Annotated in this window: 16 protein-coding genes; all 16 read left to right on the top strand. The window is 62.3% G+C overall.

Annotation, left to right across the window (positions count from 1 at the left end):
• Positions 1 to 309: 309 nt before the first annotated feature.
• The 16 genes from CKW21_RS08145 (at position 310) to CKW21_RS08070 (ending at position 18,344) form a co-directional block, all read left to right on the top strand.
• Positions 310 to 1,662, top strand: a complete 1,353-nt coding sequence (locus CKW21_RS08145) for a UDP-glucose/GDP-mannose dehydrogenase family protein (RefSeq protein WP_095193464.1) — start codon at positions 310 to 312, stop codon at positions 1,660 to 1,662.
• Positions 1,659 to 2,720, top strand: a complete 1,062-nt coding sequence (locus CKW21_RS08140; RefSeq protein ID WP_095193463.1) for an NAD-dependent epimerase — start codon at positions 1,659 to 1,661, stop codon at positions 2,718 to 2,720. Before CKW21_RS08145 ends, CKW21_RS08140 begins: the two co-directional genes overlap by 4 nt.
• Positions 2,717 to 3,463 (top strand): sugar transferase, encoded by a 747-nt coding sequence (locus tag CKW21_RS08135; protein ID WP_095193462.1) that lies wholly within the window; start codon positions 2,717 to 2,719, stop codon positions 3,461 to 3,463. Before CKW21_RS08140 ends, CKW21_RS08135 begins: the two co-directional genes overlap by 4 nt.
• Positions 3,463 to 4,110, top strand: a complete 648-nt coding sequence (locus CKW21_RS08130) for a CpsD/CapB family tyrosine-protein kinase (protein WP_095193461.1) — start codon at positions 3,463 to 3,465, stop codon at positions 4,108 to 4,110. The genes CKW21_RS08135 and CKW21_RS08130 overlap by 1 nt, the downstream gene beginning before the upstream one ends.
• Before the next feature lie 24 nt (positions 4,111 to 4,134).
• The gene (locus tag CKW21_RS08125) at positions 4,135 to 5,160 is read left to right on the top strand and encodes a polysaccharide biosynthesis/export family protein (protein WP_095193460.1); all 1,026 of its coding nucleotides are present in this window, start codon (positions 4,135 to 4,137) and stop codon (positions 5,158 to 5,160) included.
• A gap of 17 nt (positions 5,161 to 5,177) precedes the next feature.
• Positions 5,178 to 6,770 carry a Wzz/FepE/Etk N-terminal domain-containing protein gene (locus CKW21_RS08120; RefSeq protein ID WP_095193459.1) on the top strand — a complete coding sequence of 531 codons (1,593 nt, stop codon included), beginning with the start codon at positions 5,178 to 5,180 and terminating at the stop codon, positions 6,768 to 6,770.
• Positions 6,755 to 7,867 carry a glycosyltransferase family 4 protein gene (locus tag CKW21_RS08115; protein WP_371917513.1) on the top strand — a complete coding sequence of 371 codons (1,113 nt, stop codon included), beginning with the start codon at positions 6,755 to 6,757 and terminating at the stop codon, positions 7,865 to 7,867. Before CKW21_RS08120 ends, CKW21_RS08115 begins: the two co-directional genes overlap by 16 nt.
• Complete coding sequence (locus CKW21_RS08110) at positions 7,864 to 9,231, top strand: O-antigen ligase (protein ID WP_095193458.1); 1,368 nt, start codon at positions 7,864 to 7,866, stop codon at positions 9,229 to 9,231. Before CKW21_RS08115 ends, CKW21_RS08110 begins: the two co-directional genes overlap by 4 nt.
• On the top strand, positions 9,228 to 10,196 hold the full coding sequence (locus tag CKW21_RS08105) for a glycosyltransferase (RefSeq protein ID WP_095193457.1): 969 nt from the start codon (positions 9,228 to 9,230) through the stop codon (positions 10,194 to 10,196). The genes CKW21_RS08110 and CKW21_RS08105 overlap by 4 nt, the downstream gene beginning before the upstream one ends.
• Positions 10,189 to 11,325: a glycosyltransferase gene (locus tag CKW21_RS08100; RefSeq protein WP_095193456.1), complete on the top strand. Its 1,137-nt coding sequence runs from the start codon at positions 10,189 to 10,191 to the stop codon at positions 11,323 to 11,325. Before CKW21_RS08105 ends, CKW21_RS08100 begins: the two co-directional genes overlap by 8 nt.
• A gap of 12 nt (positions 11,326 to 11,337) precedes the next feature.
• Positions 11,338 to 12,339 carry a polysaccharide deacetylase family protein gene (locus CKW21_RS08095; RefSeq protein WP_095193455.1) on the top strand — a complete coding sequence of 334 codons (1,002 nt, stop codon included), beginning with the start codon at positions 11,338 to 11,340 and terminating at the stop codon, positions 12,337 to 12,339.
• Positions 12,336 to 13,655, top strand: a complete 1,320-nt coding sequence (locus tag CKW21_RS08090) for a lipopolysaccharide biosynthesis protein (RefSeq protein WP_095193454.1) — start codon at positions 12,336 to 12,338, stop codon at positions 13,653 to 13,655. Before CKW21_RS08095 ends, CKW21_RS08090 begins: the two co-directional genes overlap by 4 nt.
• Entirely contained in the window at positions 13,652 to 15,571 is a 1,920-nt protein-coding gene (locus tag CKW21_RS08085; RefSeq protein ID WP_095193453.1) for a hypothetical protein, read from the top strand. The genes CKW21_RS08090 and CKW21_RS08085 overlap by 4 nt, the downstream gene beginning before the upstream one ends.
• A gap of 86 nt (positions 15,572 to 15,657) precedes the next feature.
• A complete protein-coding gene (locus tag CKW21_RS08080) occupies positions 15,658 to 16,347 on the top strand; it encodes an N-acetyltransferase (RefSeq protein ID WP_095193452.1) in 690 nt (229 codons plus the stop codon).
• 4 nt (positions 16,348 to 16,351) lie between these two features.
• Entirely contained in the window at positions 16,352 to 17,578 is a 1,227-nt protein-coding gene (locus CKW21_RS08075) for a GNAT family N-acetyltransferase (RefSeq protein ID WP_095193451.1), read from the top strand.
• Positions 17,550 to 18,344, top strand: a complete 795-nt coding sequence (locus CKW21_RS08070; protein WP_095193450.1) for a ChbG/HpnK family deacetylase — start codon at positions 17,550 to 17,552, stop codon at positions 18,342 to 18,344. Before CKW21_RS08075 ends, CKW21_RS08070 begins: the two co-directional genes overlap by 29 nt.
• The last annotated feature ends 98 nt before the right edge of the window (positions 18,345 to 18,442 follow it).

The raw sequence follows: 18,442 nt of genomic DNA, 5'->3' as shown, positions 1-18,442 counted from the left end.
AAGAAACGTCAAAAAATCAGCTGAAAGCGTCAAAAAATAATCGTCTCATTTCTGACACACTCAACAGCCTACAGCCCTTGTATTTCAAGCCTTACGACCGTTTATCGCTTTGTTGAAAATCTTCGCGATCGCTAAAAAAACCGGCTAAGCCAGCAGGGCCGAGCGTTTGATGGCAAATGGCCCCCCAAAACTGGGGGTGTCTTAGCGCTTTAACATGTCAGTTTGCTGACATGGTTTTCCAAGGCTGGGCTATACCCCTTTTGACAGTCTCATTTCTGATCTTTCCACCGACTTACGAGGCACGCCAATATGGACGTGAGCGTATTTGGTACGGGCTACGTTGGCCTGATACAAGCAGCGGCACTGGCGGATGTTGGACATCGCGTCTTATGTGTCGACATCGATCCGAACAAGATCAAACAGTTGCAACAAGCAGTTCCACCAATTAGTGAACCGGGACTCTCCGGTACGCTGGAAGAAAACATCAAGGCCGGCCGGTTGCTCTTCTCCACCCAGGCCAGCGACGCGGTCGAACATGCCGAGTTGATCTTCATTGCCGTCGGTACGCCCGCCGATGAAGATGGCTCCGCCGACCTCAGCCATGTGCTCAATGTAGCTCGGCAGATCGCCAGTTTCATGGAGGCCGATCGCACCCTGATCATCAAGTCCACCGTGCCGGTCGGCACCGCGGACCAGGTCGCGGCGACCGCCTTGCAAGAACTGCAGCGCCGGGACAAGGGTTCGCTGCAGGTACGGGTGGTGTCCAACCCGGAGTTTCTCAAGGAAGGCAGTGCCCTGGCCGATTGCATGCGTCCGGACCGGATCATCATCGGCACCGGCGACGACACTGCCCGCAACCAGATGAGCGAGTTGTACGCACCCTTCTGCCGCAACCATGAAAAGCTCATGTTCATGGACAACCGCAGCGCCGAACTGACCAAGTACGCCGCCAACGCGATGCTCGCCACGCGCATCAGCTTCATGAACGAACTGGCCAATCTCACCGAACTGCTGGGGGCCGACATCGAAGCGGTGCGCAAAGGCATCGGCTCGGACCCGCGCATCGGCTACCACTTCATCTATCCCGGCTGCGGCTTCGGCGGCTCGTGCTTCCCCAAGGACCTGCGCGCCCTGCTGCACACCGCCGAACACAACGGCATGCCGCTGCGTCTGTTGCGCAGTGTCACTGACGTCAATGACAGCCAGCGCCAAATCCTGTTCAGCAAACTCAAGGCGCAGTTCCCCCAAGGGCTGGCCGGCAAATCCATTGCGATCTGGGGTCTGGCCTTCAAGCCCAACACCGATGACATGCGCGAAGCGCCCAGCCGTTACCTGATGGATGCGCTGTGGGCCGAAGGCGCCAGCGTGCAGGCCTATGACCCGGAAGCCATGTCCGAATGCCGGCGCCTCTACGGCTACCGCAAGGACCTGCACCTGTGCGCCACCCGCGACGACACCCTGGAAGATGCCGACGCGCTGGTGATCTGCACCGAATGGAAGAACTTCCGCGTGGTCGACTTCGACCTGCTGGCAAGCAAACTGCGTTCGCGGGTGATCATCGACGGTCGCAATCTGTACAACCCCGAACATGTGGCAGCGGCCGGCCTGCACTACAGCGGCATCGGCCTGCGCCACGTCGTGCCCGAGGCGCCGCGCCCATGAAGATTCTCGTGACCGGAGCCGCCGGATTCATTGGTGCCCATTGCGTGTTGCGGCTGTTGCGCGATGGGCATCAGGTGGTCGGGCTGGACAACTTCAACGACTACTACGACCCGCAACTCAAGCACGATCGCGTGCGTTGGGTGCAGGAACAGGTCGGCCATTTCCAGCTCGCAACCATTGACCTGGCCGATGCCTCGGCCATCGAGACCCTGTTTACCCGTGAACAACCCGAGGTGGTGATTAACCTCGCGGCGCAGGCCGGGGTGCGTTACTCCCTGGAGAACCCCCGCGCCTACCTCGACAGCAATTTGAACGGGTTCCTCAACATCCTCGAAAGCTGCCGCAACCACCCGGTCAAGCATCTGATCTACGCCTCGTCCAGCTCGGTGTACGGCGCCAACCAACACACGCCGTATTCGGTGCGCGACGGCGTCGATCACCCGCTGTCGCTGTACGCCGCGACCAAGAAAGCCAACGAGCTGATGGCCCACAGCTACAGCCACCTGTTCGGCATTCCCTGCACCGGCCTGCGCTTTTTCACGGTGTACGGCCCCTGGGGCCGGCCGGACATGTCGCCGATCCAGTTCGCCCGGGCGATCACTGAAGGCAAGCCGCTGAAGTTGTTCAACTACGGCGAGCACCAACGCGACTTCACCTACATCGACGACATCATCGAGAGCATCGCCCGCCTGATCGACCAGCCACCACAGGTCAATGCCGAATGGGACCGCGAGCAACCGGACCCGGCCAGCAGCATGGCGCCGTGGCGAATCTACAACATCGGCGGCCAGCATCCGGTGGAACTCAAGGACTACCTGGCGCTGCTGGAAAAACACCTGGGACAAAAAGCCCAGGTCGAGTTGCTGCCCCTGCAACCCGGCGACGTACTCAACACCTGCGCCGATGCCAGCGACCTGGCCCGCGCCACCGGTTTCCAGCCTCGTATCGAGCTGGATGAGGGACTCGGACGCTTCATTGCCTGGTTCCGCGACTACTACCCACTGCCTATCCCCTACGCGCCGCTCGCGGCTGAATTCCAGCGGAGGACTGCTCAATGACTGGACATGAAAAAGGTGTGCCGATCCAACTGTTGCGCCGTGACAAGCGCCTGGACCCCGAACACCGAATGCGCCTCGATGCAGCGATCCACATGCAGGGTCGCGGCTGGGTGACAGGCCGGGACGGTGGTCGGCCGTGGACGCTGTCGCGAACCAACCGCGTACTCGCCTGCCTCGGTGCACTGGTGATCCTGGTGCTGATCTCCCCGGTGCTGCTGGGCCTGGCGCTGGCGGTCAAGCTCACCAGTCCGGGGCCGGTGATGTTCGTGCAGAAACGCACCGGCTACCGCGGTCGCATGTTCGGCATGTACAAGTTCCGCACCATGGTGGCCAACGCCGAGGAACTCAAGGAGTCGCTGCGTCACCTGAACAAACACGGTGCCGACGCCATCGACTTCAAGATCGACAAGGATCCGCGCATCACTGGCATCGGCGGCTTCCTGCGCCGTACCAGCCTCGATGAGCTGCCGAACCTGTTCAATGTAGTGGCCGGCGACATGCGTCTGGTCGGTCCCCGGCCGACCTCGTTCAACGCCTATCGCTACAAAGACAATCACCTTGCGCGACTGAGCATCTACCCCGGCATGACCGGACTCTGGCAGATCTCCGGGCGCAGCAACATCGACTTCGACCAGCGCGTTGAGTTGGACCTCAGCTATATCGCCGAGCAGAGCCTGCTGCTTGATCTGAAGATCCTGTTGAAAACCCCCTTCAAAGTATTCAGCGGCCATGGAGCAAGCTAATGGACGGTTCAACTACCAAGAGTCTCAGCATCGCCAACCCCAGTGAGTCCAACCTGACCTCGACCGTGCTCGATCAGGATCTGCGCATCCTGTTCCTGACCGCCGCCAACCCCGGCGCGGGCACGAGCACCAGCGCCCTGGTGCTGGCCAGTCAACTGGCGCAAATGAGCAGCGGCCAGGTCCTGCTGGTGGACGCCAGCCAATCCTCGACCAACCTCACGCAACAGCTGGGGTTGACCAAGGAACGCGGTTTCCGCGACCTGCTGTTCAACCACCAGAGCCCGCCGCTGTTGCAGGACTGCGTGGTGGACGTGTCGAGCCTGCCCTTTCATATCCTGCCCAACGGCCGGTATGCCCGGGGTAACGAGCACCTGACACCGGATCGTCTGGGGGCGTTGCTCGACGAGCTCGGCAGCCGCTATCGCTTCGTGGTGATTGACGGCGACGCCGTGTATTCGGCCGCCGACACGCTGGTCATCAGCACACAGGTAGATGGCGTGATCATGGTCGTACGCTCCGAAGACACCCGCTGGGAAGTGGCACAGGCCGCGGTGCAGCGCCTGACCCAGGCCGGGGCAAAAATGGTCGGCAGCGTGTTCAACCGGCGCAAGTACTACATGCCCAAGTGGCTGTACAAAAACCTGTAAGCAACCGCAAAAAGGATGACGCCAATGAACGCCAAGATGCTTGTCCTGCTGTTGCTGCCGCTTGCAGGTTGCACCAGCACTTCCGAACCCCAGAACATGCCGGTGAACATTCTCACGGCCGCACCGGCCAACGCCCAGGCCACCGACATGCCCAAGGTCGAGCAAACCTTGCGCCCTCAGGATGTGCTGGATGTGATCTTTCACATCAGCACCAGCGGTTCGGATGCCTACCGCATTCAATCCGGTGACCAGGTCGGCCTGAACTTCACTGCCGCCAGCCAGCTCAACGGCAATCAGCTGGTGCTGCCGGACGGCACGATTGAACTGCCGGGCGCCAACACCTCGGTGAAAATCGCCGGACTGACCTCGGAAGAAGCACGCCAGGAAATCCAGCGCGCCTACAACCGCAAACAACTGTTCCAGCCCAATCGCAATCAGCTGTCCGTGCAGATCATCAGCCCATTGACCAACGAGTCGAACCTCAAGAGCGCGCTGAACCACCCGGGCACCGGCATGAGCCGGGAGATCACCGTGGGCACCGATGGCTATGCCAGTTTCCCGGAAATCGGCGCCGTGCCGCTGCAAGGCATGACCGTCAATCAACTGGAAACCTTCCTCAACCAACGCTACGCGCAACTGCCGGGACGGATGACCGTCGACGTGCTGCTCAAGTCCACTTCGGGCAACGAGATCTACGTCCTGGGCGAAGTCGGCCAACCAGGCTCCTACCCGATCCGCCGCCCGGTCTCGGTGCTCGAAGCCCTGACCCTGGCCCGTGGTTCCAACGTCAAGGCGCGCCTGGATTCGGTGATGATCATGCGCCGCAACGGTAACCAGGTTGTGGCCCACCGCTACGACGTGGAACAAGCCCTGTCCGGCGATGCCTCGCAGATCGCCTACCTGCAACCGAACGACATGCTCTACGTGCCCAAGACCAAACTGGCCAGCGCCGGTGAGCTCGCGCGGCAACTGGCAGATGTCGTGCTGTTCCAGGGTGTCGGCTTCAGCTTCGGCTACCGCGTCGACAACAAAGACAGCGACAACAACTAACTCTCAGGTGACCTGACATGAATCCAAAGGAAAACTACCTGCACGAGTTCTTCAGGATCTTCTTCGCCAACAAGCAATTGGTGAAGCGCGTATTCCTGGTCTTTGCAGTGATCGCCCTGGTCTTGCCATTGGTGCTCAAACAGAGCTTCGATATCACCGCCCAGGTGATCGTGCAGTCGAAAAAACTCTCACAGGGTGACGCCACCACGTCGCTGAATCAGGAAAACGCTCAATTCATTCCGCCATCGCTGGCCGACATGGAAACCGAGAGCAATATCCTGCGCTCGCCGGCGTTGATCCGGCAGACCATCAGCGAGTTGCGGGACAAGGGTGAGTACACCCAGCCGCCCGGAGTGTTCAACAAACTGGTGACCCAGCCGTTCAAAACCTGGGTGACCACACCGTTGCGCGAACGCGTGATCAACCCGATGAAAGCCGCGTTGGGCCTGGAGACCGACCCGGTGCGCGACACTGTGCTCGACGGCCTGACCCAGGAAGCCATCGACAGCCTGAAGATCGAAACCCTGCCGGGCTCCAACGTGATCTCGATCATCTACAGCTTCCCTGATCCGGCCCAGGGCACCAAGTTTGTTGCGGCGCTGCTGCAGAACTACCTGGTGAGCCGTCAGGCACTGCAATCGATCGACCTGCCGCAGAGCTTCTACGAAACCAAGAAGATGCAATATCAGGTGCGCCTCGATGGCCTGGAAAGCAACCGGCAGACGTTGCTGGGAGCGGTCGGCTCGTCCGATCCGAAGGAAGAGATCACCTTCCGCCTCAACGCCATCAACACCGAGGAGCAAGCGCTCAACCTGTACCGCGATCGCCTGCTGCAAAGCCAACGCTGGCTCGACTACCTGAAAACCAGCCTGGCCGCCGCCAAGGAATCCAAGCTCAACGACTACACCTTCCCCTACACCTTCACCACCACCGTGGACAACGTCGCCTTCGAAGATCGCGAGATCAAGCAGATGGGTGAGGCGCTGACCACTCAGGTCAGCCGCTACATGAATGACCTGGCGATCTTCCAGCCAAGCAGTGAACCGATGCTGCTGACCCGCGAGCAAATCGCCCGCACCCGCCAGCAGTTCCTCAAGGTGGTGAGCAACCGGATTCAGGAACGCACCAATGACCTGGCGATTGTCAGCTCGGTGATCGACCAGAAGACCGCGCGCATCGCCGAGTTCAAGAACCGCATCCGCCAGTTGCAGGAAACCCAGAGCAAGCTGCGGCAGATGGACACCGAGATCGACGCGCTGCACGCGGCGTTCTCTACCTACGCCCAGCGTTTTGCCGAAAGCAGCACTTCCCGTTCGCTGGACAACGACCTGTCCAACGCCCGGGTCCTGAGCCCGCCGTTCGAACCGACCGAAGCGGCCTTTCCAAAACCGCTGCTGATCATTCCGTTCGGACTGTTTACCGGTCTGTTGCTGGCGATTGCCCTGGTCTACGTGCGTGAGTTCTTCGATCACCGCTTCAAGCATCCTGCGCAAATCACCCATGAACTGGGCTTGCCAGTGCTGTTGGTGATCAACGATCAGAACGTGGAGCCGAACAACCCGCACAGGAATTGGGGCGTACCCCGCTTCGTGCATTGGGTGCGCAATTGAACGCGCCACTACCCTCCCCTAACAGCCGGTCGCTGCCGATCATTCATTTGCTCAGCAGCGGCGGGTTCTACGGGGCCGAGCGGATGTTGCTCGACCACTGCCTGGCGACGCCGGGGCAGCATCAGGTGCTGTTTCTCGATGCACCTTACGAGCTGCTCGCGCGGTTTCGCGAAGCCGGGGTGGACTGTCGCGGCTGCACCGGGCTGGGGGCGTTGCTGGCGCACTTGCGCCAGCGGCGGGCCGAGCGGCCGTTGATCAACACGCACAATTTCAAAGGGCTGTTGTTCGGCTGGGTCGGCGCAACCCTGTTGCGCCTGCCGCTGGTGATCACTCAGCACGGTTTCACCCCGCGCAGCCGCAAGCAGAAGTTCTACACCTGGCTAAGCCTGCAGCTGTGCCGCACCGGTTCGGTGAACCGGGTGGTGTGCGTCGCCGAGAGCATCGCCACGCTGTGCCGTCAGGCCAGCGTGCGGGCGGAGAAACTGCAAGTGATCCCCAACGGCCTGCCCGCCACCCAAGATCTGCAACCGCACACTGCGCAACGGCAACGCTGGCTGGCCGGTTACGTCGGGCGCTTGAGCAGTGAAAAGGGTCCGGACCTGTTTCTCGATGCATTGATTCCGCTGTGTCAGCAGTACCCGCAACTGGACGCCGTGATGCTCGGCGACGGTCCGGAACGGGACAATCTGTTGGCGCGAATCAATGAAGCAGGGCTGCAGGAGCGCATCTCGCTGCCGGGTTATCAGACCGACATGCGCCCGTGGTGGCGGCAACTCGACGCGTTGGTGATCAGCTCGCGCACCGAAGGTACGCCAATGATTCTGCTTGAAGCCATGCAGGCCGGGGTACCGGTGGTGGCGTTCGGCGTCGGTGGTATTCCCGATGTGCTGGAAGACCGGCACAACGGCATGCTGGCGCCCCCCGCCGACAGTGCCGCCCTCGCCCGCCAGATCGGCACCCTGCTGCGTGACCCGGAGCTGGCGCGCGAGCTGATCGACAACGCAAGACGTACGCAACTGGATCGCTACGACCTCAAGGCCCTGGCCGAACACTGGTCGCAGCTTTATATCCGTACCGCACGGGAGGCACGCGCGTGATTTTTCCGCTCTCGATCGTCAGTCTGCTCGGCTTGGTCAGCCTCGTTTTGCTGGCCACTCCTTATCCGTTTCTGGCACCGGGAGCGGTGTTGGGCGTGGTCGGTATCGCGGTGCTGTACCGCAAACCGGCCTGGGGCCTGTTGGGTATCGCGGCACTGATACCCCTCGAAGGCTTCTTTAAGGACAACGCGCTGTCCGGCACCAAACTGATCGGCGCGTCACTGGCGCTGATCCTGATGTTGCAACTGGCCATGCACCAGATTCCGTCCGAACGCCTGCGCAGCAACATTTGGCGCTTCCTGGTCGGATTCATGGCGCTGTACCTGCTCAGCACGCTCACGACCGACAACATGGCGATGTCCATGGGGCACCTGCGGGAACTGAGCGTCGGCCTGATCCTGTTTGTGCTCACCCTGCTCATCGGCCGTGAAATGAACCTGGACATGTTCGCCCGGCTGGTGACGCTGAGCGTCACCCTGACCTGCGCGCTGGCGATGTTCTCCAGCAAGTATCAGGACCAGGGTCGCGCCGCCGGCCTGCTGGAGGACCCAAACGCCTTTGCCATGCTGATCGCCTTTGCCGTGCCGCTGGCGCTGCTGCTGGTGATCCGCGGGCCGAACTGGCTGCATCGCGTGTTCTGGCTGGGTTGCTTCATCCTGCTGCTGGGCGGCATGACCAAGACCGAATCGCGTTCGGGACTGGTGGTATTGTTCCTGAGCCTGATGATCGGCGTCTGGCATTACCGCGCGCACCTACGGCGCATTCGCCCGCGTCATCTGGGCTTCGCCATGCTCGGCATAGCCATCGTGATTCCACTGGCGATTGCTGCGATGCCCCCCGGATATGTGGCGCGCATCCAGTCCCTGAGCATCTTGAGTTCGGGTGCCAAGGCCCAGGACGAATCCCTCGGTCGCCGCGCCTCGTACATCGTGGTCGGCAGTGGGATGATCCGCGAAAACCCGCTGCTGGGTACCGGCCCCGGTACGTTCCCGCTGCACTACGCCACCACCGGTTACGCCAAGGCGTTTTCCGCCAACCGCAAAATCGGCGACCTGTACCGCCGCGCCCACAACACCTACCTGGAAATCTTCAGTGAACTGGGGGTTCCGGCCGGGCTGTTGTTCGTCGGCATGCTGGCCCTGGGGTTGTACAACCTGACGCGCGCCCGGCAGGCCTGGATGCAGCGGCGCAATTGGCAACAGGCCGACCTGTTGACCCACCTGGGCATGAGTTATCTGTCGCTGACGCTGTTCCTGATGTTCCTCAGCGCACCCAATCAAAAGTACGTGTGGATCATGCTCGCCATGACCAGCGTGCTGCGTCTGAAAGCCGAAGAAAGTCCAACGCTGGAGGCCAAGGCATGAGTCGCATCAGTATCGTCATCCCGATGTACAACGAAGCACGGCACATCACCCGGACCCTGATCGCAGCGCAGCATGCCGCCGATTCCGCCGGCATCGAATGCGAGTTGATCGTGGTCGACAACGGCTCCAACGATCAAGGCCCGCAGATTGCCCGGCAGTTCGGTGCACAGGTGCTGGACATGCCCGGCCTGTTGATCGGTGCCCTGCGCAATCGCGGAGCGGCCGTCGCCACCGGGGAATGGCTGGCGTTCATCGATGCCGACATCGAGATGCCCGAAGACTGGATCACGCTTTTGCTGAAAATCCAGACCGCGGTTGAGGTCGACATTCTGGGGCTGGACCTGCACACCCCGGCCGAGGCCCCGTGGTACGCCAACGCCTGGCAACGCCGCATGTTGCGCCCCAGTGCCGAAACGGTGCAGTCCGTGCGCTGGCTGCCCAGCGCCAACCTGCTGATGCACCGTCACTGGTTCGACAAAGTCGGTGGCTTCAATGAAAACCTGCGCACCGGCGAGGACAAGGATTTCACCATGCGCCTGGCCGACGCCGGCGCACGTCTGCTGTCGGTCAATCAAAGCGTCGCCCTGCACTGGGGATACGAGGGCAGTTGGCGCGAATGGATGGGCAAGGAGTTCTGGCGCCAGGGCAGTCATCTGCAGCTGCTGCGCAGCCATGGCATGACCCTGCGCTTGTTGCGTTTCCCGATGCTGTCGATAGCCGCCTGGGTGCTGGACATCGCCGCGATGTTCGCCCTCGCCCACGGCCAGTGGCCGCTGGCGTTGATGCTGTTGTTGCTGACCAGCCTGCCGGCGCTGGTGTTGAGCCTGCGCCAGAGCCTGAAACACCGCGATTTCGGTTTGATTCTGCAACTGTGGGGCCTGCATTGGGTGCGCCTGCACCTGGCCGGCGCCGCGTTCCTTCTCAGTCTGTGTCAATGGAATGCCAGGAGGCCTGCCCGTGGCTGAATTCATTTTCTGGTCGTGCCTGTTGTTACCGGTCTACGCCTACCTCGGCTACCCGCTGCTGCTGACCCTGCTGGCGCCGTTTTTCCCGGCACGGCGTCATGGGCCGGCAGCGCCGATGGACGTGAGCATCGTGATTGCCGCACACAACGAAGCCCGGCACATCGAAGAGAAATTGCGCACCGTGCTGGCCCAGGATTATCAGGCGCGCTCGCTGCAGATCATCCTGGCCAGCGACGGCTCGACCGACGACACCGTGGCCTGCGCGCAAAAGGTCATCGACACGCGCATCACCGTGCTCGACCTGCCACGCCAGGGCAAGGCGGCGACCCTGAATGCCGGCGCGGCTCTCAGCACCGGCGACATTCTGGTGTTCACCGATGCCGACAACCAATGGTCCACCGACACCCTCGGCCACCTGCTCGCCCCGCTGGCCGATCCCAAGGTGGGCGCCTGCGCCGGGCACATGCTGATCCCCGTCACCGGCAAAGGCCTGAGCATCGGCGACAGCCTGTATCGGCATTACGAAGGCTGGCTGCGCAAGGTGGAAAACCGCACCGGTTGCATGGTGTCCGCCGATGGCGCCCTGCTCGCCCTGCGCCGCGAGTTGTTCCAGGAAGTGCCGGCGGAGGTCAACGATGACTTCTTTATCAGCACCTGTGCGCCGGTGGCGTTCAAGCGGATCATTTACGTGCCGCAAGCCCGGGTGATCGACACCGGCGTGGATGAAGCCGACAAGCAATTCCGTCGCCGCCAGCGTGTGACCGTCGGCGGATTGCAAAGCCTGGCCCAGCGCCGCGAACTGCTCAATCCGCTGAAACATGGTCTGTATGCCATCGCGTTGATCAGCCACAAGTTGATCCGGCGTCTGGCGCCGATCCTGTTGCTGCCGCTGCTGCTGAGCAATTTCTGGCTGTGGGACGACCACGGTTTTTATCGCCTGAGCCTGGTCGCCCAGTTGCTCGGTTACACGGTGGCCATTGCCGGTCTGCTGGATTCGCAACACCGCTTGCCCAAACCCTTTCGCCTCGCCGCATTCCTTCTGGTGACCCTCGCCGGGATGAGCATCGGTCTGTGGCAGTTCCTGCGCGGTCAGCGTTATGCGCAATGGAACCCCGAGCAAAATCGATGAGAGGAACGTGCCATGGCGATCAAACAATTATTAAAACGCACCAGCGGCTGGCTCTACCTCAATTCCTCGGTCGGGCGTCAGCAACTGCATGGCGCCGGGGTAATCCTGATGCTGCACCGGGTGCTGCCCAATGACCGCGCCGCCGACCTGCCCCATCGCAATGAACTGTGCGTCGGCCCCAAGGCCTTCGAGCATCTGCTGGTCTGGCTGAAAAAGCATTTCGACTGCGTGCCGCTGATGGAGATTCTGCAACCGGGCAGCCTGCGCTCGGAGCGGCCGAAAGTGACGCTGACCTTCGACGACGGCTGGCGCGATAACGCGGTGCATGCGTTCCCGCTGCTGCAAAAATACCAGGTGCCGGCAAGCATCTTTCTCTCCACCGACTTCATCGGCAGCCGCCAGCGCTTCTGGTGGGAAAGCATCGGCGAAACCCTGTGGAACAGCCACGGTGAAAAGGCCCGCCTGCATTTGATCGAATGCCTGCAGCAAATGGGTCGGCCGTTGCCGGTGCTGTGCGATGACCCGGATGTACAGCGGCGCAGCCTGGCGCTCCTGCACTTTTTGCAAAACCTGAAAACCTTGTCCCCCGTCGACCTCAATCGCCTGACCGACGAGTGCCCGCAGGAATCGCTGCCACAAGCACTGGACTGGCATCAGGTGCGCTCGCTGGAAGCCTCCGGACTGGTGCGCTTCGGTCCCCACGGTGCCAGCCATGCGATCCTCACCGGCCTCGACGATCAACGGCTGGATGAAGAACTGAGCCGCAGTCGCCAGGCACTGTTGAACAGCTGCAACCGGCCCCTGCCGGTGTACTGCTACCCCAATGGCGACAACGATGAGCGGGTGCGGCAACACGTGGCCGAGCATCACTTCCCGTTTGCCCTGGGCACCGGCACCGGGATTTATCGCGGCAACTGCGATCCGCTGGCCTTGCCACGGTTCGGGGTCAGCCAGCGCACCGCGCGCAATCCTGAACTGCTGTCCTGGCGCATTTACCGCGGGGGCCGCCCATGAGCCGCAGCAGCTACCTCAAACACCTGGCCCTGAGCATGGGCACCAAACTGGCGATGATCGCCCTGCGCCTGCTGCGCAACGTGTTGCTGGCGCGGATTCTCGGGCCGAGCGAACGCGGCCTGTTCGCCCTGCTCAGCACCCTGCCCGACCTGATCAGCGCCGCCACCAGTGGCGGGCTGAATTCAGCGGTGGGTTATCAGGCGGCCAAGCAACGGCCCATGGGGCTGTTGCTGAGTCAGGTGCTGGTATTCGGTTGTCTGCTGGCCGGTTTGCTGACCTTGCTGGTGGTGGCGCTGACCCGTGAGTTCGGCAGCGAACTGGACATCACCACGCAACTCGGGCTGCTGGCCTGGCTGTTGTTGCTGGCGGTGCCGCTGACCGTGCTCAAGAGCGGGCTGCTGACGTTGCACAACGCCTCGGGCGGCGTGGTGGCGTTCAATGTCTTGCGCCTGATCGAGTCGCTGGTGCCGCTGCTGTTGTTTCTCGCGTTGTTCTGGATGTGGAAAAGCGCCGCCCTCGAAGCCGCGCTGATCAGTTGGCTGGCGGGTATCAGCCTGGTGGTGCTGGTCGGCTGGCTGTGGCTCAAGCGCAATCAACCGCTGACCCTGCAATGGGACCGCAGCAGCCAGAACGAACTGCTGCGCTACAGCGCCCGCAGCCATCCCGACCTGCTGTTCCAGCAAGTGATCCTGCGCTCCGACTACCTGTTCATCGGCGCCCTGCTCGGCAGCACCGCGCTGGGTCATTACGCCATGGCCAGCGCCGCCGCCGAATTGTTGCTGATCGTCCCGGAAGCGGTGACCACGCCCTTGATGAAGCGCCTGTTGCAACAGGAAGCAGGCATCGAAAAAGTCACGCCGCTGGCCCTGCGCCTGACGGCCACGGTGATGCTCGGTGCCTGCCTGACCATGGCGGTGATCGGCGAATGGTTGATCGTCACCTTGTTCGGGGTCGCCTATCAGCCGGCCTATCCAGCCTTGCTGGCGCTGCTGCCGGGGCTGCTGGGGCTGTGCTATGCGAGCATCCTGCGCCTGGATCTGCTGGGCAAGAACCGGCCCGGTTCGATTTCCCTGCTGATGGGCCTTGGCGCCCTACTCAACCTGGCGCTGAACCTGTTGCTGATCCCCAGCTACGGCATTGTCGGCGCGGCGGCGGCTTCGTCCATCGCCTACCTGGCGGTGACCATTGCGTTACTGGTGTTGTATTGCCGCTTGAGCCAGGTGCCGGTCTGGCAAACCCTGATCATCCTGCCCCGCGACGTGGTACCGATGCTGCAAGCTCTGCAACTTAAGTCAGCGCAACGGAAGTCGGCATGAAATACTTTGCGCTGGCGGTGAGCCTGGGCCTGTCCCTGGATGCCTGGGCCGCGCCTGTGCGTTGGTCCGACATCCGCGACGGCAGCCTGTACCTGCAAGCGGATCGCCCCGACACCCTGACCGTGCGCTGGGTGCCGGCGTGGCAAGCGGATGCCAACGAAGAACACCTGTATCTGCTCGATGGCCAAGGCAAGCTTGCGGGCGAACGCACGATTGCCGCCAGCGAATCCAGCGGCAGCCAGCGTTGGCCGTTGGAACCGGGCGCCGCCAGTTATCGGCTGGAGATTCCCGGCTACAGTTTCCGTCGCTACAAGGTCGAGCACGATGAGCGCACGGTGGCGTTGTTCGCCCCGGCCAAAGTGCATTTCAGTGCGGAAACCCGCGACGGCGACGAGCTGTATTTCAAGGTCGCGGCAGGTGAGCACGCGGTGCTGGCCGGCAAGTTCCACGGCGGTGTCGGTGCCCTGCAGGCCCAGCGTGTCGGCGACGGCAAACAGTTGTCACTGGCGCTCAAGCCGTACCGCGCGTATTGGCAGTTCGATCAGGTGGCCTTGCCAGTGGCCAACGCCGATCAGGTCTGGCGCCTGCGCCTGCAAGGCAGTGGCAAAGTGGCGTTCTGGCTCGACGGCACAGCCAACCTGTTTGCGCAGAATCCACAGCAGCTCAAACCACTGCGCGAAGACGACGGCCAGACCCGCCTGACCCTGCACGACAAAGTCCTCGGCAATACACCGAACCTGGGCATCGCCCTGCCCTACGTGATGCCGCCGCCCTCCAGCTATGCCGTGCTCGATGCGCTCAAGCCACAGGCCGCCCTCTATTACAGTTTCGTCGACATCACCGCGAAGCAACCGCACTACGAAGACCTTTTCCGCCAGTTGTACCAGGACCGCTTCGGCATCAAGCAGGACCTCACCCTGTTGGCCGGTAGCCAACGCCAGGCCGATCTGCGCGCCGACACCACCAGCAACGCCGGCCTCGACGCCTGGCTCGCCGCGACCCGCGCCCTGGGCGGCAAAGGCACTCATTACATCGGGTTTGCCGACGAGCCGAACCTCAATTATCCGGACTACGCCAGCTACCAAAGCATTTTCAACAGCATGGCCCGTCAGGTGCGCAGTAACCCTGACAACGCCAAGGCCGGCGTGCGCATCGCCATGCCCGCCAGTTCGCGGCTGGTCAATGGCCCCTTCGCCAACAACGCCGCCGACAAGCGCGGCATCGACTGGTCCAGGCGCTTGCTGGCCGAATCCGGCGACAAGGTCGATGCACTGGCCTGGCACGAATGGATGGTCCGCGACCTGCTGGCGACCCGGGTCTATCGCGACAGCGTGCGCCGCGCCGCCGACCTCGTGGGGCTGGACGCCAACGGCCGGCCACGCAAGGCCTTGCTGCTGGACCAGACCAACATGTCCAGCGGTTCCAGCCTCAGCCCGTACGATCAGGAAACCCACTTCGCCTCGTTGTGGTGGGCGTCGGTGGTCATCAATTCGTCCCAGGACGGTTTGCTGGAGATGCTCAACTGGTTCCAGGCTGCCGACGAGCCCGAGTACCCCAAGGGCATGATCCGCGTCCACGGCGACGACAGCTTCGAACTCAAACCCATTGGCCTGGCCCAGCAATTCATCCAGCAGCATTGGCTGCACAGCGTGATGACCCTGGAAAACACCGCCTTTGAAGTCGACGTGCTGGCCATGGCCGAGGAGGACAAACGCAGTTTGCTGGGGGTCAACAAGGGTTCGCGCTTGCAGCGTGTAGAACTGAAAGGGGCACGCTGCCCGCTGACCAATGGATCCCTGCGTTATTTCGGCGCGGACAACCGCAGCCGCGACGCACCTGTGAAATGCAACGACGGTCTCGTGAGCTTCGAGCTGCCAGGGCAAACGCTGTTCGCCCTGACCTGGAGCGCTTCATGACCGCCGCTCTACTGTTTGGCAGCGCAGGCACCGAGCCGCGCGCTGGATCACTCCACTTTCGGGCCAACCCGTCAGGAGCCAACACCATGAGTATCTTGCACAGACTCAGTAACCACATCAGACAAAAAGGCCTGCGGGCCACCTTGAAAAAAATATGGAAGCACTTCGTGTTCTCTCACGAAGAACTGATATGGATGGAGCGCGACCTGGTCAGCCCGGTGCCACCGCACAGACTCAAGCCTTACCCGCCGTTGCAGGTCGTCGCCATTACACCGCACAACACCGCGGCGTTTACCCGCCACTTCGGCGACCGCGTGGCGACCATGACCGAACTCGCCAAAGAGGGTCACACCGGCCAAATGCACCTGGACGAAAACGGTGATGCGGTAGCGTTCATCTGGGGCGCCTCGCGCGACTACCACGACCGTCACTACTACGGTTGCTGGTTCCCGGTGAAGGACGGCGAGTTTTTCGAGTTCGGCGGTGAACTGAGCCGGGGCTATTGGGGCACTAAGCTGTCGATGGACCTGCAAACGGAACTGTGGAAAGCCATGCACGCACAGGGCTGCAACAAGGTGGTGGATGTGTGCGAGTGGCACAACGTCCCGGCCCTGAAACTGCATATACGCACGGGATACAAGGAACAGGGGCGAATCATGAACGTGTATGAACTGTTTGGCCGCTGGCGTTTTTATCGCGAAACCCGCTACACCGGCTCGCGCCTGGATGCCTTGCGTAAACCGGAACGACCCACCGTGAAAGCTGAGGTAGCCTGAACCCATGACAGTGCGATTTGAATGGCGGACGTCGCTGTGCGCCGCAGATTTTCCCGCAGCAGCCTATGAGGTGCTGCGCCTGCAAGTGATGGACCACACGCCGTTCAACACGCTGGCCTGGATGTCTGCATCGGAACACGCCCTGAGAGTCGGCGAACGCTTGCACGTTCTGCTCGGCTGGCAGGGGCAACAACTGGTCTTGTGCCTGCCCCTGGTGGCGTCCGTCGAACGTTTCGGCGGACTGCCGTTTCGGGTCCTGCATCACCTCGGATATCCCCTCGCCGACCGCCTCGCGCTGCTCGCCAGCCTGGACGCCGAGGACATGGGCAAAGCGTTGACGCAGATCCGTCGTCGACTGCCCCATGCTTTACTGCAACTCAATGAATTCTGTGAACCGCCAGGTGCCGCCAGCGCCCTGAGCGAATGGATGGGCCATAGCTCCACGGCTGAACGCCGCCTCAGTTGTCGGGTGCCGGTGCACCTGATCAGCGACGCCGATCATCAGGAAGTCTCCGGCGACCCGCGCTACAAACTGCGCCGGGCACGCAAACGCATTGCCGCCTGTGGCGCGCAAGTGCGGCGCATCATTCCCGACGCCACGACCATGGGCCCGTTGCTCAAGGTCATCGGCGAAGTCGAAGCGGTGAGCTGGAAAGGCGATGAAGGCGTGGGCATTTTTTCCGACGAGCGCCACCGCCAATGGATGGACCGCGCCTTCACCGCCCTCGCCGCCCAAGGGCTGGTGCGCGTGGTGGTGCTGGAGCTGGACGGGCGTTGCATCAGCTACCGCCTCGGCTTGCTGGAGCAGGGCCGGCTGTACGATTACAACCTGGCGTTCCTGCCGCAACACGCCGACCTGGGCAGTGGTCGGGTGCTGCTCGAAGAATGGATTCGCTGGGGCCTGGAGGACCACTGGCACTGGATCGATGCGTCGCGGGTCAGCCTGGAAAACTCCAGCCATCAACTGCATGAACGCATGACCGGGCAACTGGAACACTGGCGCTGGAGCTTCTATTCCTGGCGCCCGAGCGGCCTGGCCCTGGGGCTTGCCCTGCGGGTCTGGTACCGCATCAAACCCTTGTTGCAGCAATGGCGGGCCCGGCGCGCGACAGCGTCCAGCGCCCCTGCACCCGCCGCAACGCCTGCGCCTGTCCCCGGGCCCAAGCCGCCTGCAGCCACCGACAAACACCTGGAGGGTAAACATGCCACGCCAAGTCATAGTCAACGCTGACGATTTCGGCCTCAGTGCCTGTGAAAACGCGGTGATCCTGGGGGCATTCCAGGCCGGGATCATCAGTTCCGCCACCGCCATGGCCAACATGCCGGCCTTTGAAGCGGCCTGTGCCCTGGCCCAGCATCCGTTATTGGAAGGACGCATCGGCCTGCACTTCAACCTCACCTACGGCCACCCGGTAAGCAGGCGCATTCTGACGCGCCGCACCTTCTGCGACAGTGCCGGCGTGTTCGACCTCAACCTGTCCCGCACCCGCCTCTGGCTGGGTCGCCAGGATCGGCTGGCGGTGGAGGAAGAACTCGAAGCCCAATGGCAACGCTGTGTGGATAACGGCGTGCGCCCCAGCCATCTGGACTCCCATCAACACGTACATAACATCTGGCCCATCGGCGAGATCGTCGCGCGCTTCGCCGCCCGCCAGGGCGTTCCCGTGAGGCTGGCGCGCAATCTGGGGCAAAACCTGAGCCTGCCCAAGCGCATCTTCAAGGAATTGCTCAACCATCGTCTGAACAGCCTGGCCGGGGCCACCGCCGACTACGTCTGCACCCCGGTGGATTTGCGCAATGCAGCGCCACCCAGTGACGGCCTGCTGGAGATCGTCGCCCATCCCAACCAGCTCGGCGCCGATTTCGGCGATGCCTATCTGGATCAAGGCGAGTCGTTGAGCGCGCTGCTGGAGCAGCGCTTGCCGGGTGTGCCGAGGGTCGCCTACGGCGCTGCAGGTCGCACCTTCGGCAGTCGCGCAGAGACGGTGATGGACTAACCCTCCAGGCACCGATTCACCCCGAAAAAAGCCCCTCTGGAAAGCCCGGAGCGCGGCTTTTTGACGCCGGAAAAGTTGTGTCAATACTGAAACACATA

The organism is Pseudomonas sp. Irchel 3A7, from assembly GCF_900187565.1.
In the GTDB taxonomy this organism is placed as follows: Bacteria; Pseudomonadota; Gammaproteobacteria; order Pseudomonadales; family Pseudomonadaceae; genus Aquipseudomonas.
This window is presented reverse-complemented; position numbering and strand designations above follow the sequence as displayed.

What these genes read in the sequence shown, in the direction of transcription:
- CKW21_RS08145 (WP_095193464.1), top strand. Translation starts at nt 310, where the DNA reads ATGGACGTGAGCGTATTTGGTACGGGCTACGTTGGCCTGATACAAGCA.
- CKW21_RS08140 (WP_095193463.1), top strand. Translation starts at nt 1,659, where the DNA reads ATGAAGATTCTCGTGACCGGAGCCGCCGGATTCATTGGTGCCCATTGC.
- CKW21_RS08135 (WP_095193462.1), top strand. Translation starts at nt 2,717, where the DNA reads ATGACTGGACATGAAAAAGGTGTGCCGATCCAACTGTTGCGCCGTGAC.
- CKW21_RS08130 (WP_095193461.1), top strand. Translation starts at nt 3,463, where the DNA reads ATGGACGGTTCAACTACCAAGAGTCTCAGCATCGCCAACCCCAGTGAG.
- CKW21_RS08125 (WP_095193460.1), top strand. Translation starts at nt 4,135, where the DNA reads ATGAACGCCAAGATGCTTGTCCTGCTGTTGCTGCCGCTTGCAGGTTGC.
- CKW21_RS08120 (WP_095193459.1), top strand. Translation starts at nt 5,178, where the DNA reads ATGAATCCAAAGGAAAACTACCTGCACGAGTTCTTCAGGATCTTCTTC.
- CKW21_RS08105 (WP_095193457.1), top strand. Translation starts at nt 9,228, where the DNA reads ATGAGTCGCATCAGTATCGTCATCCCGATGTACAACGAAGCACGGCAC.
- CKW21_RS08095 (WP_095193455.1), top strand. Translation starts at nt 11,338, where the DNA reads ATGGCGATCAAACAATTATTAAAACGCACCAGCGGCTGGCTCTACCTC.
- CKW21_RS08090 (WP_095193454.1), top strand. Translation starts at nt 12,336, where the DNA reads ATGAGCCGCAGCAGCTACCTCAAACACCTGGCCCTGAGCATGGGCACC.
- CKW21_RS08085 (WP_095193453.1), top strand. Translation starts at nt 13,652, where the DNA reads ATGAAATACTTTGCGCTGGCGGTGAGCCTGGGCCTGTCCCTGGATGCC.
- CKW21_RS08080 (WP_095193452.1), top strand. Translation starts at nt 15,658, where the DNA reads ATGAGTATCTTGCACAGACTCAGTAACCACATCAGACAAAAAGGCCTG.
- CKW21_RS08075 (WP_095193451.1), top strand. Translation starts at nt 16,352, where the DNA reads ATGACAGTGCGATTTGAATGGCGGACGTCGCTGTGCGCCGCAGATTTT.
- CKW21_RS08070 (WP_095193450.1), top strand. Translation starts at nt 17,550, where the DNA reads ATGCCACGCCAAGTCATAGTCAACGCTGACGATTTCGGCCTCAGTGCC.